Origin of the sequence: Pseudomonas sp. 21LCFQ010 (assembly GCF_024129905.1) — a bacterium.
GTDB lineage: Bacteria > Pseudomonadota > Gammaproteobacteria > Pseudomonadales > Pseudomonadaceae > Aquipseudomonas.
On the sequence record NZ_JAMYDZ010000001.1, the window covers coordinates 58,198 to 72,577 of the forward strand.

The following is a 14,380-nucleotide window of genomic DNA, read 5'->3' on the forward strand; positions in this document are numbered from 1 at the left end:
CTCTTTTCTGAGGGGTTAAATTGGGCAGATGCCAAATTCACGCATGTCTACAAAACTATTTTGCTTCTTCGAATTTCCTTGACCTTTGTCGCTTCTGACTTTGAAGTGAGCTTCGGTGTGGCCGAAGCAATGCTGATTCAAAATGCTGCGAGGGATAAGCAAGTGGTAACCATTTTGGACTTCGTTTTCTGTTAGCTCGGCCGATGTGTGTGTCCATTCAAATTTAACTTCGCCGCCGACCAAGCTGTCATAAGCCTCGTAGATGAAATGGACAGTTTGTCCTGGTGCGATATTTAGATAGGGCTTGATAAATACAGGTGCACCATTGATGCTATTGATACGGTTGAGGGTGTTGTTATCACCAATTGCAGTAAACTCGGGTGCTGCGGGGCCGTCAGGGCCGCCCGGAAGTTCATCCTTGGATTGGACGACGATTGACTGCGTTTCAGAAGTTGATACGTTTGGATTACCCGATGACGAGACTGTGTAATTAACCCGAATGTCACTTCCTGTGCCGACAGGCGTGAATAGCGAGTTCAGTGCAGTTAAGAGCAGCGGGCGACCGGCGACGACGTCGGTATTGGTGATGAGGTAAGGTTGTTCAAGCACCGTTACCCCCTCCCAGAATACAGTTATCAGCTGTGAAGCCTTGAAGCCGGGGTTCCAATTAATCATGATGGTCGCGTTTAGCTCGAAGTCATTTTCATCGATGAAGTTGTCTTCGTTGCTTGGCGTGCTGCTGGCACCCTTGATGATTGGGCTACTTAAAGGCGTTGGGACGGGGAGTGTGATGTGAACGTTGACTGGAAGTTGGGTTGAAATGCCGACAGGATGGCCTTCTCTTAGAACTTCATATTTAAGCTGAATGACACCATCTCCAGCGATTTCAATGGTGCGATACTCGACGTCGAAAATCAGGATGAAAGGCTCCTCAAGATCTTCCGGAGCAACGGGAACGGGACCCAGCAATTCACTCCCCCAATGCAGGACGATTTGATCTCCATCCATGATGATCTCGGAGCTTGGGATTTTTACTTCAATACCGTTCAGAGCTTCAATGTGAGTGATTAAACCATCATTGTCGTCAATCACTGGCGCAGGCAGGTCGGGTGTGATTTCTGTCAGGAACAGTGGGATTGTAATTTTCTTTGAGTCGGCCGAGGTGTTTCCTGCCCGGTCAGTCACGGTGTAATAGGTCGCGCCTGCAGGGTTCGGGAGGCTTCCAAGAAATGCTTTGGTAAAGCCAATATCAATAGAATCATTTTCATCTTCCTCACCGCTCAAAATAAGTTCCGGGCCAGGTACCTCTCCCCAATATGATTTGATTACATCGCCGCGCTGCAGGCCGGAGTAGCCGAAGATACTGCCTGTCAGTACATCCCCCATGTTAAGTAGTTCTTCGGCGGTAAGGCCATCCTTGGCTTCAGCAGGGAAATCCATATAACCGAGCTGGTGAGTGCCGGGCGGGGTCCGGTCGACAATAATTGTTGTAGCCGGTGACTCATCGGGCACGCCTCCTGGGAAACCAGTTACCACGTAATCAAGTTTGTAGGCGCCGTCTGCTTGCAACTCAGTGTCTACGGGGATATCGAGTTGCAAGATTGTTCCGATAGGGGGGACTGGCTTAAGCAAACCCTCTATCCCGACTGTATGATCATTCAATCGCAGCTGGTAAGTGTCGTTCTCTCTGGCGCCCTCCCACAGAGGGAACTCAACGGTAATGTCTGATGCAAGGTCAGCTGTCTTGATCAAACCATCTACTGGGTCAGCAATCGGGACCAGCGGTGGTGGAATAATTAGCTCTTTAAGAAGCTTGGGGCGTCGAGCACGTTTGTTGATGTGGCTATTATTCATGTTGTTGTTCCTGGTTTGTGAATGGTATTTGAAAATAACTGTATGTCTATAAGTTGAGATGTCACTTTCATGAGTGAAGGTCTTCGCAACTGTTAATTACGTAATCGCAACTATCTTTCTGTGTCAATGATTTTTTTGGAGCCTCCAGGGGTTTTTTAGAAAATAGTCGGTGCTGTTTTTTGCAAGTGTTTATGGAGTCTTTTTTCTGTAGGAGAGATTGGCTTGGAGGCTAGGAAAAAGACTACAAAATATGGAAATGTAGGACGGTCTGAAGGACGTTTCTGATCTCTAGAGTGAGGCTGTCATCTGTTTAATTAGAGTGAGTAAAGGATTGAGCGTTAATACAATGCAAAAAAAGCGTTTTAGGAGCGGGCTTGGAGGTGGGATGATGTTGGTCTGTGCTCCTTTGATGGCTGAAAGTAGTGCCTATTGGGTGCCTATAGATAATGAGCGTTTTACCATTGATGCCTCTTATCCGGTTGAGTCTTACAGTGTGATTAATGGGGCATACGTATTGGCGACAGGAGCTGAAATAAAGCACATGTCAGTGATGAACTCTGATGTAGATGTTGAGCGTGGTACCCGAATATTTGGTGGAATGCAAATTGGTGGCAAAGGAAGGCTGACTGTCAGCGATTCATCTATAACCAACGAGCGCGCGATTGGACTGACTCTTCATAATGGGTTTCGAGCTTATATCACCGATAGCGTGCTCGCTGGTCATGGGGCTGGGCTAAGCGTAGCGTTTAGCTATGCTTATTTGGAAAATGTAAAGGTCTTTGGGACCGGAGGCGTTTTCGACCATTGGTCAGGTTGGGGGATTGGCGTTTTGGGGGGGGAGGCAAGTATTTCTCGCGGTAGCCACATAACAGGCGATGAGTATGCGATTTACATGACTCATCCTGAGACAGCTGTCGGAGTTAATTACAACTACGGAAAAGTTCAGGTTAACAACTCTACTCTTGAGTCTTTTAAGGGGGCTGCGATCAGGGTAGAAGGGCGGGATGGAATCGCTCACAAAGCCGATATTGATATCAGTGCTGGCTCTATTTTACTCTCCGGCAATGGCAACCTTCTAGAAACCTTCAATCAAAGCACCACCCATTTTACCGTCGACAACAGCCGCCTGACCGGCAATCTGGTCGCCGATGAAACCAGCACCCTAAACATCACGCTACAAAACAACGCGCAACTCACCGGCAATATCATCAACGGCAACCGGTTGGCGTTGGCTTCCGGTGGCTATTGGCAAATGACCGGGGATAACAGCCTCAAGACGCTGAACATGGATGGCGGTGCGGTCGGTTTTGGTGACGGGGCCTTCAAAACGCTGTCGCTGAACGAGCTCTCGGGGCATGGTAATTTCGCTATGCGGGTCGATCTGGACCACGGTATTGGCGATCTGCTGAACGTCAATGGTCAGGCCAACGGGCAATTCGGTTTGCGGGTGCAGAACACCGGCCTTGAGGTGGTTTCGCCGGATCTGCAGCCGCTGCGGGTGGTGCACACCGAGGGCGGCAACGCTCAGTTCAACCTGATCGGTGATCGCGTTGACCTGGGGGTTTACTCCTATGGTCTGGAGCAGCAGGGCAATGACTGGTTCATTGTCGGCCAGGACAAAACCATCAGCCCTTCCACGGGCAGCGCTTTGGCGTTGTTCAATGCTGCACCGGTGGTGTGGATGGGTGAGCTGTCGACCCTGCGCAGCCGTATGGGGGAGGTGCGCGGCACCGGTCTGGGCGGCGGCTGGATGCGCGCCTATGGCAACCGGTTCGAGGCCTCGACCAGTGACGGCATCGATTACCGGCACAAGCAGCAAGGCTTCAGTCTGGGAGCCGATGTGCCGGTACCGGTGGGCAATGGTCAGTTGTCGCTGGGTGTGATGGCGGGTCATAGCCAGTCGGATCTGGATTTGAGTCGCGGCTCCAGCGGCACGATTGACAGTGTGTATGTCGGCACCTATGGCACCTGGTTGAGTGAGCAGGGCTACTACCTGGATGCGGTGCTCAAGCTCAACCGGCTGCGTAACAAAGCCAAGGTGGCGATGAGTGACAATACCAGGGCCAAGGGCGATTACGACAATACCGCGGTGGGCGCTTCACTGGAATTTGGCCGCCAGATCCGCCTGGCCGATGGCTGGTTCGTCGAGCCGTATACGCAACTGGCAATGGTGGATGTGCAGGGCGAGGGCTACCGGATGGACAATGGTTTGCGGGCCGATAACAGCCACACCCGATCGGTGCTGGCCAAGGCCGGTGCCTCGTTGGGGCGGGATATTGCGCTCAAGGACGGTGGCGTATTGCAACCCTATGTGCGGCTGGCCGCAGCCCAGGAGTTCTCACGCAATAATGAGGTGAAGGTCAATGATCGTCACTTTGACAACGACCTGTCCGGGTCGCGGATGGAGGTCGGCGCCGGGGTGTCGGTGTCGTTGTCTGAGCGCCTGCAGTTGCATGCCGATTTCGATTACATGAACGGCAAGCGGGTCGAGCAACCCTGGGGGGCTAATGTGGGGCTGCGTTTTGCATTCTGACAATAGGGCATCTTTAAACTCTGCCTGCAGGCGGCCTCGCCTGCGTTGTTAGAGGCATCCATCTGAACCTTGGTTGAGCAAAGCCCCCGGTGAGTGATCACCGGGGGCTTTGTGCTTTAGCCGATGGTCGTTGGCTGCTCCACGACCACTTGCAGGACGGGTGATGTGCCGATCAACTGGTCAGCGCGATAAACCTCGTAGTACAGGTTCAAAGTGCCGTATTGCGGTCGGTCGATCAGTGGATATGCCAGGCATAGCAGCCAGACGACGTCCTGATCGCCGCTGTTGTGATGCAGGGGTTGGTAGCATTCATGGTTGCCCCAGTAGAACAGAATGACGTCTTCCTTGCGCATCTGTGGCGAGCCCGGAATCAGTACGGTGACGCCGCTATTGGCCTGTTCCAGGGTGATGGCTTCGGGGTTGGCGTTGGGCAATTGTGGCGCTTTGAGACTGGCTGAAATGGTCGGCAATGAGCGCAGCAGATCAGGGTCTTTAATGAACTGGCGTTTGATGGTTTGTTGTTCCTGAGTGGTGGCGAGTGGCTTGCCAGTGTTGGTTGTGTTTTTTTCTATGTCGTCCATTAGAGCCTCTATGTTGTGAGTGGTTGCGATTGTGCGGGGATATTTAATCCATCTGTCAGTGCTTTGATCAAGAGATGCCAAAATGATGGTTTTCTTGAGCGGTTTTTGTTTTGGTGTTTCTGGATATTTCAATTATTTCTCGGTGGCTATTAGTGGCGTCTAGCATAGCCCCGTAGTTAAAGGGTTTTCCGATTGTGCAGGAATAAGTGCTGAAATTTCATACGGCTCTGTAGGTAGGAAGAGGATTACAGAGCTGCTTATTTATAAGTAGGAATAATCCCCAGTGTCTCGAATCCCCTGAAATCATCAGAAAAATCCTTCAACATTTTGCAAGTCATCCTGCACTCAAATAGGTGCAGGATGAGTTTTTTGGTGCTCAAACGGACTGGCCTGTCGTTTGTTTCATTGCTACATGGACAGAGTGACGGGGCTGGCCAGCCGGGATTGATTACCGGCCCGGTCGGTGACCTGATAGGTCATGGTGATGGTAGGGCTCTGCAGGCTTTGCAGAAAATCACGGCTGAAGCTGATCTGCATGGCTCGCTCGGCCAGGTCTTCGTTGCCGACCTGATAGATCGGACCCTGCACGCCATTGCACAGGGTCATGAGCGTGTCACCGGCAGCCATGTGCGCGTAGCCCGGTACATGGCCGGCCAGCGCGTCGCCGAAATTGATCTGCCGGAACATCATGGGGGCGAGCAGGGCGGCGCCGGGGGCGGTTCGGTCGATGCGGATCATTACGGTCGGAGAATCGATAGCGACTCCGCTAGGATAGCCCGTCAAACGATAACCGACTCGGTAAGTACCTTCTGCTTGTAGTGCCTCAAGGGGAAGTTTCAGTTTGATGGGGTCTTCTGGAATCGTACCGGGTAAGGGGAACGCTACTCCAACTGGCGAATGGTTGACTATTAATTGACAGATATCTCCTGGTTTCGGTTCTTGCCAGATAGGACACATGACAAGAAGGTCATGCGCCAGATCGATTAGTTTGATAAGTCCATCTGCTTCGGCTACAGGGACGGTGGGTGGCATGAGTGGAAAGTTTTTTTGGTTGTACATAGGTGCTCTCACTGTGGGGTTCGTAGAAGGTCATGACTTTGCAATTGCTTAAGGCAAGGTTTGATTTATGCGGCGGTCAATTGACTTGCCTGGTAAATTACCTAATAGCGTGGTAATCCCTCTGTCAACACCTCTGCGAGAACTTTCCCTGTTTATAAGAAATTTAAGAAATCTCCTACTGGCTCTAATTGAAAGAGCCTACTTTGTTCTATCCATAAGTTACTGTTCTGTCCCGCCAGGACCCTGAGCAAAAACCAATAAAAAACCCCGTCAGGCCTGCACCTGACGGGGTTTTTATAAACGCGCGACTTAGCGGTTGAAACGCTCTACCAACGAGTATTGCGAGTTGGCGGTATGGGTCAGTTCGGCGCTGAGCACTGCCGAGCGCTGGGCGCCGTCGGAGGTCTGGTCGGCGAGGTCGGCAATGTTGGAGATATTGCGGCTGATCTCGTCGGCCACCGAGCTTTGCTGTTCAGTGGCTGCAGCGATCTGGGTGGCCATGTCGGTGATGTTGGCCACTGCTTCGCTGATGCCCACCAATGCCTGGTCGGCTTCCAGTACCCGGGCTACGCCTTCTTCAGCCTGGCGGTGGCCGGCGTTCATGGTTTGCACGGCGTTGTTGGCGGTTTGCTGCAGCTTGGCGATCAGGCTGTGGATCTGCCCGGTGGATTCGCTGGTGCGTTGCGCCAATTGCCGGACCTCATCGGCGACCACGGCAAAACCACGGCCCATTTCACCGGCGCGGGCCGCTTCGATAGCCGCGTTGAGGGCCAGCAGGTTGGTCTGGTCGGCGATGCCTTTGATCACATCGACCACGCCGCCAATTTCATCGCTGTCCTTGGCCAGTTGGGTGACGGTCAGGCCGGTCTCGCCCACCGACGCCGACAGGCGCTCAATCGCTTCGCGGGTTTCCCCGGCGATGTCGCGACCCCGGCGGGTCAGAGCGTTGGCCTGCTGGGTGGCGTCGGCGGTGTTTTGCACATGCCCGGCCACCTGCTGGGTGGTCGCGGCCATTTCGTTAATGGCGGCGGCCACTTGCTCGGTTTCGACGCGCTGGCGTTCCAGGCCGACAGAGCTGGCGTTGGCCAGATCGTTGGACTGCCGCGCTTGGGTGTTCAGGTGCTCGGCGGTGTCCTGCAGACGGGTCAGGCAGGTTTTCAGGCGTGCGTCCTGGCTGAGGATCGACATTTCCAGACGTGCCTGCGCACCGCGGCTGTCGGTGTACATCTGCGCGATCAGGGCGTCAGAGGTGGTCTGTTCAGCCAGCCGCAACAGACGCTTGATACCGCGCTGCTGCCAGCTCAGGCCAAGCAGCCCCAGCGGGACCGACAGGGTGGCGGCGAGGATGAAGCCCCACCAGGAGTTGAGCCAGATGCCGATCAAGAAGCCGATCTGGCTGACCATGATAAATGGCAGCCAGTCCTGTAGCACCGGCAGCCAGGTATCGCGTTTGGGCAACGCCGACTTGCCGGCATTGAGGCGGGCATACAGGGCCTCGGCGCGGCGTACCTGTTCGGCAGTCGGTTTGACCCGCACTGACTCGTAACCGACAACCTTGCCGCCGTCCAGAATCGGCGTTACGTAGGCGTTGACCCAATAGTGGTCGCCATTCTTGCACCGGTTCTTGACGATCCCCATCCACGGCAGGCCCTTTTTCAGGGTGCTCCACATGTGTTCGAAGACGGCTTGCGGAACATCGGGATGGCGGACCAGATTGTGCGGCGCCCTGAGCAGTTCATCCTGGCTGAAGCCGCTGATCTGCTGAAACGCTTCATTGCAGTAAGTGATCACGCCTTTGGTATCGGTCGTGGAAATCAACCGCTGTTGTGCTGCGAATGTCCGCTCACGTTGGGTGATGGGCTGATTGTTGCGCATGGGCTGTTCGATCCTTCGATCCAATAGGCTTTGGCGTGTTATCGGCAGGGACGATAAAAAATTGAGGTGTCGTTCACATTTATGAGCGCAATGCTTGTCAGCGATCAATACTCAAGGTGCCAGCATTGGGTAGGCAAACAGGCAGAAATGCACCAGGTTCAGGCCAAAGTGGGCCAACACCGCAGCCCAGAGCCCTCCATAGCGCCAGGCCAGTCCATAACCGACGCCGGCCAAACCGGCCAGCACTGCCCAAAGCCAGCCACCGCCGATATGGGCCAGGCCAAACAATGAGGCGGTAATGCCTACTGGCAGTATGCCCTGCAGTCGCCGATGATGACAGTAATGTTGCAGCGCGCCCTGAATGTAGCCACGAAACAGCAATTCTTCCGTCAGGGTCACCAACAGCAGGTTGTTGAGCAGCCAGAGCATGGCGTAGGGCGGCCACTTCGGCGCCCATGTGGTCAGGCCGGCCATGCAGGCCAGGGCCAGAGTCAGGCTGATGGTTGCAATGACGACGACCGCTGCTTGGCGGTAGGCCCTGCTCTGGCCGTGCAAGATCCACGGGCAGGCCAACAGCAGCCACAGGCCGATCAGCGGCTTGTCCAGGTTCAGGTTGCTGATAAAGGGTGCTGCATCCGGGCTGGAGCGGCTGTATTCCATGATCGGCGCATTATCGAAGCCCGGTAGCCCATGCAACGCCAGCGCCAGGCCGGTGACAATAAACAGCACATGACCTAGCCAGCGCAGCCATGGCGGGTTTGTGTGGCGCACTGCCATGGCGGCCAACACCAGCAGCCCGAAGGCGAGCAGCGCTGGCGCTTGCAGTGCGCCGTGACTCAGGGCGATGCCATACCCGAGGCCCAGCAAAGCCAGGGCCACCCAGCGCGTAATGCTCATCAGAATCTCCCGCAGATCAAGCGGGCGATTCTACTGAGACGGGTGCATGAGCGGGTGAGAGTTTGCTGCCCGCCGCCCTTTTTGGTGGACGGCGGGCAGAGCGGTCAGGCAGCGATCAACTGGCGCAGCACGTAATGCAGAATGCCACCGGATTTGAAGTACTCGACTTCATTGAGGGTATCGATCCGGCATAGCAATTCGATTTCTTGCTGACGACCGTCTTCGAAGCGGATGTGCAGCGTCAGGCTCATGCCGGGGCGCAGCTCAGCCTGGCTCAAACCGGTCAGGCTCAGGGTTTCCCGGCCGGTCAGGCCCAGGCTCTTGCGGGTGTGTGGCGCTTTGAACTGCAACGGCAAGACGCCCATGCCGACCAGATTGGAGCGGTGGATTCGCTCGAAACTCTCGGCGATCACCGCCTTGACCCCCAGCAGGTTGGTGCCCTTTGCTGCCCAGTCACGGCTGGAGCCGGTGCCGTATTCCTGACCGGCAACGATCACCAGTGGCGTGCCTTCCTGCTGATAGCGCATTGAGGCATCGAAAATCGGCAGCTTCTCGTCGGTAGGGATATGCAGGGTATAGCCGCCTTCTTCGCCGCCCAGCATTTCGTTACGAATGCGGATATTGGCGAAGGTGCCGCGCATCATGACTTCATGGTTGCCGCGCCTTGAGCCGTAGGAGTTGAAATCCACCGGTTCCACGCCTTGCTCGCGCAGGTAACGGCCTGCCGGGCTGTCGGCCTTGATGTTACCGGCCGGCGAAATATGGTCGGTGGTGACCGAGTCGCCCAGCAAGGCCAGGATGCGTGCGTTCTGGATGTCTTCAATCACCGGCAGAGGGCCATCGATACCCTCGAAAAACGGCGGGTGCTGGATGTAGGTCGAGTCGGCCTGCCAGACATACGTCGCGGCCTGCGGCACCTCGATCGCTTGCCATTGCGCGTCGCCCTCGAAGACCTGGGCGTATTCCTTGTGGAACATGGCAGTGTCGACCTGTTGCACGGCCTCGGCGATTTCCTGCTGGCTGGGCCAGATATCGCGCAGGTAGACCGGCTGGCCATCGCTGCCTTCACCCAGCGGATCGCGGCTGAGGTCAACGCGCACGTTACCGGCCAGCGCGTAGGCGACCACCAACGGCGGGGAGGCCAGCCAATTGGTTTTGACCAGCGGATGCACACGGCCTTCGAAGTTACGGTTGCCTGACAGCACCGACGCCACCGTGAGGTCGGAGCGCTGGATAGCATTTTCAATCGGTTCGAGCAGCGGACCTGAGTTGCCGATGCAGGTGGTGCAGCCATAGCCGACCAGGTCGAAGCCCAGTTCGTCCAGGTAACGGGTCAGCCCGGCGGCGTTATAGTAGTCGGTGACCACCTTGGAACCTGGCGCCAGCGAGCTTTTTACCCATGGCTTGCGTTGCAGGCCCTTCTCCACGGCTTTTTTCGCCAGTAACCCGGCGGCCATCATCACGCTGGGGTTGGAGGTGTTGGTACACGAGGTAATCGCCGCGATTACCACCGCGCCGTTTTTCAGACGATAGCTCTGGCCGTTGTGCTGGTATTCGGCTTCACCGGTCAGTTGTTCGGCATTGCCCACTGCCACGCCACCGCCGCCTTCGCTTTCCAGACGGCTTTCTTCGACCTGGGCCGGCTTGAGTTGCAGGCCGAGAAAATCATCGAAAGCCTGGGCAACATCGGCCAGTGCAACCCGGTCTTGCGGGCGTTTCGGCCCGGCCAGGCTGGACTGTACTTCACCCATGTCCAGCGCCAGGGTGTCGGTGAACAGCGGCTCTTGGCCTGGCAGGCGCCACAGGCCCTGAGCCTTGCAATAGGCTTCTACCAGTTCGACCGTCTCGGCAGGGCGGCCCGACAGGCGCAGGTATTCCAGAGTGACCTCGTCAACCGGGAAGAAGCCGCAGGTGGCGCCGTATTCCGGGGCCATGTTGGCGATAGTGGCGCGATCCGCCAGCGGCAGTTCAGCCAGGCCGTCGCCGTAGAACTCGACAAATTTGCCCACCACGCCCTTTTTCCGCAGCATCTGGGTCACGGTCAGCACCAGGTCGGTGGCGGTGATGCCTTCCTTGAGTTTGCCGGTCAGCTTGAAGCCAATCACTTCAGGAATCAGCATCGACACCGGTTGGCCCAGCATTGCCGCTTCCGCCTCGATACCGCCGACGCCCCAGCCCAGCACCCCCAGGCCGTTGATCATGGTGGTGTGTGAGTCCGTGCCCACCAGCGTGTCAGGGAATGCGTAAGTGTGGCCGTCTTGTTCGTTGGTCCACACCGTGCGGCCCAGGTATTCAAGGTTGACCTGATGGCAAATACCCGTGCCCGGCGGCACCACACTGAAGTTGTCGAACGCGTCCTGGCCCCAGCGCAAGAACGCATAGCGTTCGCCATTGCGCTGCATCTCGATGTCGACGTTCTGCTTGAATGCGTCGTCCGAGGCATAGGTGTCGACCATCACTGAGTGGTCGATCACCAGATCCACTGGCGACAGCGGGTTGATCCGCTGTGGGTCGCCCCCGGCCTTGGCCACTGCTGCGCGCATCGCGGCCAGGTCGACCACCGCCGGCACGCCGGTGAAGTCCTGCATCAGGACCCGGGCCGGGCGGTACTGAATTTCCCGATCCGAGCGGCGTTCTTTGAGCCAGTCGGCCAGCGCCTGGAAGTCCTCGCCGCTGACAGTCTGGCCGTCTTCCCAGCGCAGCAGGTTTTCCAGCAGCACTTTGAGCGACATGGGCAGCTTGTCCAGATCACCCAGGGTGCGCGCGGCATCGGGCAGGCTGAAGTAGTGGTAGGTCTTGTTATGAAGGTCCAGGGTCTTGTGGCTTTTCAGGCTATCCAGGGAGGGCATTTAACGACTCCTTCAAACGGTAAGCGAACGGTGGCAGGCGAGCTTTTGTGACAGGTCTGGCTCAAGCGCTACTGTTGTTGTGGACCCACGCGGCACGTCAGAGGTTCAGCTTTTCAGCTATCATGCGCGGCTTTGATTGCGCAGGCTGGGAGTTGCCCGTGAATACGCTGTTTATGCATTGCCGGCCGGGTTTCGAGGGCGAAGTCTGTTCGGAGATATCCGATGTCGCAGCCCGCTTGAATGTGGCCGGTTACGCCAAGGCCAAACCTGACAGTGCTTGCGCGCAGTTCATTTGCCTGGAGCCCGACGGCGCTGCGAGGCTGATGCAAGGCCAGCGCTTTGACCGGCTGATCTTCCCGCGTCAGTGGGCGCGGGGTTCGTTTGTCGAGTTACCGGAGACCGACCGCATCAGCGTGCTGCTGGAGCATCTGCAGGAGTGGCCGGTGTGCGGCAGCCTGTGGCTGGAGGTGCTGGACACCAATGACGGTAAAGAGCTGTCGACCTTCTGCCGCAAGTTCGAAGTGCCGCTGCGCAAAGCCTTGAGCAAGGCTGGCAAGCTGCGCGACGACGCCAGCCTGCCGCGCCTGCTGCTGACGTTCAAGAGTGGTCGCGAGGTGTTTCTGGGGCTGGCTGAGGCCGCTAACAGCGCCATGTGGCCGATGGGCATCCCGCGCCTGAAGTTTCCCCGCGAGGCGCCCAGCCGCTCGACCCTCAAGCTCGAAGAGGCCTGGCACCACTTCATCCCGCGCGACCAATGGGAGCAGCGGCTGTCTGATGACATGACCGGTGTCGACCTGGGCGCAGCACCCGGTGGCTGGACCTATCAACTGGTGCGTCGCGGCATGCTGGTCACCGCCATCGACAACGGCCCGATGGCCGAAAGCCTGATGGACACCGGCCTGGTGCAGCACCTGATGACCGACGGTTTTACCTGGAAGCCGCGCCAGACCGTCGACTGGATGGTCTGCGATATCGTCGAAAAGCCGGCGCGCAGCGCAGCGCTGCTGGAAACCTGGCTGGGCGAGGGGTTGTGCCGTGAAGCGGTGGTCAATCTCAAGTTGCCGATGAAACAGCGCTACGCTGAGGTGCGGCGCCTGCTCGATCGCATTGAAGAGGGTTTCAAGGCGCGCGGGGTGAGGGTTTCGATCGGCTGCAAGCAGCTGTATCACGACCGCGAGGAAGTGACCTGCCATTTGCGTCGGCTGGATCTGGTTCGCTCTTGAGCGATCCGATAGCTGAAGCATCCCGACACTATTTGCTCGTTTGTGGAGTCATCCATGTCTGAACCCGTTGAAAACCTTGCTGCCGACGCCACCCTGGACGCGAGCGGCCTCAATTGTCCCGAGCCGGTGATGATGCTGCACCAAAAGGTCCGTGACCTGGCTGCCGGCGGTTTGCTCAAGGTGATCGCCACCGACCCCTCGACCCAGCGTGACATTCCCAAGTTTTGTGTGTTTCTGGGCCACGAACTGATCGAGCAGCAGGTGGCTGGCAGCACTTACCTGTACTGGATCCGCAAGAAAGCCGATTGACGGTCATAACGGCGGCTTATCATTTTATTCCCGATTGCGGAGCATCCCATGCAGATCGTTGCTGACGAAAATATCCCGCTGCTTGACGCCTTCTTCGCCGGGCTTGGCAGCATTCGCCGCCTGCCCGGCCGGGCCATCGACCGTGCGGCGGTGGCGGATGCCGATATCCTGCTGGTGCGTTCGGTGACCCAGGTCGACCGCGCCTTGCTTGAAGGCAGCCCGGTGCGATTTGTCGGCACCTGCACGATCGGCACTGATCACCTGGAGCTTGGTTACTTTGCCGAGGCCGGCATTCAGTGGGCCAGCGCGCCGGGCTGCAATGCCCGTGGCGTGGTGGACTATGTGCTGGGCAGCCTGCTGACCCTGGCGGAAATCGAAGGCGTCGAGTTGCCCGGCCGCACCTACGGCGTGGTCGGCGCCGGCCAGGTGGGCGGGCGGCTGGTCAGCGTCCTGCGTGGCCTGGGCTGGAACGTGCTGGTGTGTGACCCGCCTCGGCAAAAGGCCGAAGGTGGCGACTTTGTCAGCCTTGAAGAGATCATCCGCCGGTGCGACGTCATCAGCGTGCATACCCCGCTGGAGCGTGGCGGGGACCATCCGAGCTGGCACCTGTTCGACCGCCAGCGCTTGCAAAACCTGCGTCCAGGCGCCTGGCTGATCAATGCCAGTCGCGGTGCGGTGGTGGATAACCAGGCGCTGCACGATGTGCTGCTTGCCCGCGATGACCTGCAGGCGGTGCTGGATGTCTGGGAAGGTGAGCCGCAGGTGCATGTTGCGCTGGCCGAGCTGTGTACACTGGCGACCCCACACATCGCCGGTTACAGCCTTGATGGCCGGCAGCGCGGCACCGCACAGATCTATCAGGCGCTGTGCGCGTTTCTCGGTCAGCCGGCCAGCATTGAACTGCAAGACCTGCTGCCTCGCCCATGGCTGGCCCAGGTTGGTCTGGATGCCGAAACGGACCCGGCCTGGGCGCTGGCCATGCTGTGCCGGGGGGTTTATGACCCGCGCCGCGACGATGCGGATTTTCGGCGCACTCTGGAAGGCGGCACCGATAGCCAGCGCCTGGCATTCGATGCGCTGCGCAAGCACTACCCGCCGCGCCGTGAGATCGATGCGTTGCAGGTCCGGCTGCAAGGGCAGGGCGCTCATGCTCAGCTGTTGCAGCAGATGGTCAAGGCACTGGGTGCCACGCTGCTCTGA

Annotated in this window: 10 protein-coding genes; 4 read left to right on the top strand and 6 right to left on the bottom strand. The window is 57.5% G+C overall.

Going from position 1 to position 14,380, the window contains the following annotated elements:
• Positions 1 to 15: 15 nt before the first annotated feature.
• Positions 16 to 1,854: a hypothetical protein gene (locus NJC38_RS00255; protein WP_253110182.1), complete on the bottom strand. Its 1,839-nt coding sequence runs from the start codon at positions 1,852 to 1,854 to the stop codon at positions 16 to 18.
• A 385-nt stretch (positions 1,855 to 2,239) separates the two neighbouring features.
• Here NJC38_RS00255 and NJC38_RS00260 point away from each other — a divergent pair, with 385 nt between their 5' ends.
• A complete protein-coding gene (locus NJC38_RS00260) occupies positions 2,240 to 4,387 on the top strand; it encodes an autotransporter outer membrane beta-barrel domain-containing protein (protein WP_253110185.1) in 2,148 nt (715 codons plus the stop codon).
• A gap of 116 nt (positions 4,388 to 4,503) precedes the next feature.
• On the opposite strand, the gene NJC38_RS00265 is transcribed toward NJC38_RS00260, so the two are convergent.
• The 5 genes from NJC38_RS00265 to acnA all read right to left on the bottom strand — a co-directional run bounded on the left by NJC38_RS00265 (position 4,504) and on the right by acnA (position 11,648).
• Positions 4,504 to 4,968: a hypothetical protein gene (locus NJC38_RS00265; protein ID WP_253110188.1), complete on the bottom strand. Its 465-nt coding sequence runs from the start codon at positions 4,966 to 4,968 to the stop codon at positions 4,504 to 4,506.
• Positions 4,969 to 5,376: 408 nt separating this feature from the next.
• Positions 5,377 to 5,706, bottom strand: coding sequence for a hypothetical protein (locus tag NJC38_RS00270; protein WP_253110191.1), 330 nt, complete (start codon positions 5,704 to 5,706; stop codon positions 5,377 to 5,379).
• Positions 5,707 to 6,336: 630 nt separating this feature from the next.
• Positions 6,337 to 7,902, bottom strand: coding sequence for a PAS domain-containing methyl-accepting chemotaxis protein (locus NJC38_RS00275; RefSeq protein WP_045489873.1), 1,566 nt, complete (start codon positions 7,900 to 7,902; stop codon positions 6,337 to 6,339).
• A 111-nt stretch (positions 7,903 to 8,013) separates the two neighbouring features.
• On the bottom strand, positions 8,014 to 8,799 hold the full coding sequence (locus NJC38_RS00280) for a CPBP family intramembrane glutamic endopeptidase (protein ID WP_253110194.1): 786 nt from the start codon (positions 8,797 to 8,799) through the stop codon (positions 8,014 to 8,016).
• A 104-nt stretch (positions 8,800 to 8,903) separates the two neighbouring features.
• Entirely contained in the window at positions 8,904 to 11,648 is a 2,745-nt protein-coding gene (acnA, locus tag NJC38_RS00285; RefSeq protein WP_045489876.1) for an aconitate hydratase AcnA, read from the bottom strand.
• Between the two features lie 158 nt (positions 11,649 to 11,806).
• Between acnA and rlmM the strand changes: the two genes are divergently transcribed.
• The 3 genes from rlmM to pdxB are packed head-to-tail and all read left to right on the top strand — an operon-like array spanning position 11,807 to position 14,380.
• Complete coding sequence (gene rlmM / locus NJC38_RS00290) at positions 11,807 to 12,871, top strand: 23S rRNA (cytidine(2498)-2'-O)-methyltransferase RlmM (protein ID WP_253110197.1); 1,065 nt, start codon at positions 11,807 to 11,809, stop codon at positions 12,869 to 12,871.
• Between the two features lie 54 nt (positions 12,872 to 12,925).
• Complete coding sequence (gene tusA / locus NJC38_RS00295; RefSeq protein ID WP_045489878.1) at positions 12,926 to 13,180, top strand: sulfurtransferase TusA; 255 nt, start codon at positions 12,926 to 12,928, stop codon at positions 13,178 to 13,180.
• A 48-nt stretch (positions 13,181 to 13,228) separates the two neighbouring features.
• Positions 13,229 to 14,380, top strand: a complete 1,152-nt coding sequence (gene pdxB, locus NJC38_RS00300; RefSeq protein ID WP_253110200.1) for a 4-phosphoerythronate dehydrogenase PdxB — start codon at positions 13,229 to 13,231, stop codon at positions 14,378 to 14,380.

Bases quoted from the DNA above. Each gene is read 5' to 3' on its own strand.
- pdxB (WP_253110200.1), top strand. From the start codon at position 13,229: ATGCAGATCGTTGCTGACGAAAATATCCCGCTGCTTGACGCCTTCTTC.
- NJC38_RS00260 (WP_253110185.1), top strand. From the start codon at position 2,240: ATGATGTTGGTCTGTGCTCCTTTGATGGCTGAAAGTAGTGCCTATTGG.
- NJC38_RS00270 (WP_253110191.1), bottom strand. From the start codon at position 5,706: ATGATCCGCATCGACCGAACCGCCCCCGGCGCCGCCCTGCTCGCCCCC.
- NJC38_RS00275 (WP_045489873.1), bottom strand. From the start codon at position 7,902: ATGCGCAACAATCAGCCCATCACCCAACGTGAGCGGACATTCGCAGCA.
- acnA (WP_045489876.1), bottom strand. From the start codon at position 11,648: ATGCCCTCCCTGGATAGCCTGAAAAGCCACAAGACCCTGGACCTTCAT.
- tusA (WP_045489878.1), top strand. From the start codon at position 12,926: ATGTCTGAACCCGTTGAAAACCTTGCTGCCGACGCCACCCTGGACGCG.
- NJC38_RS00280 (WP_253110194.1), bottom strand. From the start codon at position 8,799: ATGAGCATTACGCGCTGGGTGGCCCTGGCTTTGCTGGGCCTCGGGTAT.
- NJC38_RS00265 (WP_253110188.1), bottom strand. From the start codon at position 4,968: ATGGACGACATAGAAAAAAACACAACCAACACTGGCAAGCCACTCGCC.
- NJC38_RS00255 (WP_253110182.1), bottom strand. From the start codon at position 1,854: ATGAATAATAGCCACATCAACAAACGTGCTCGACGCCCCAAGCTTCTT.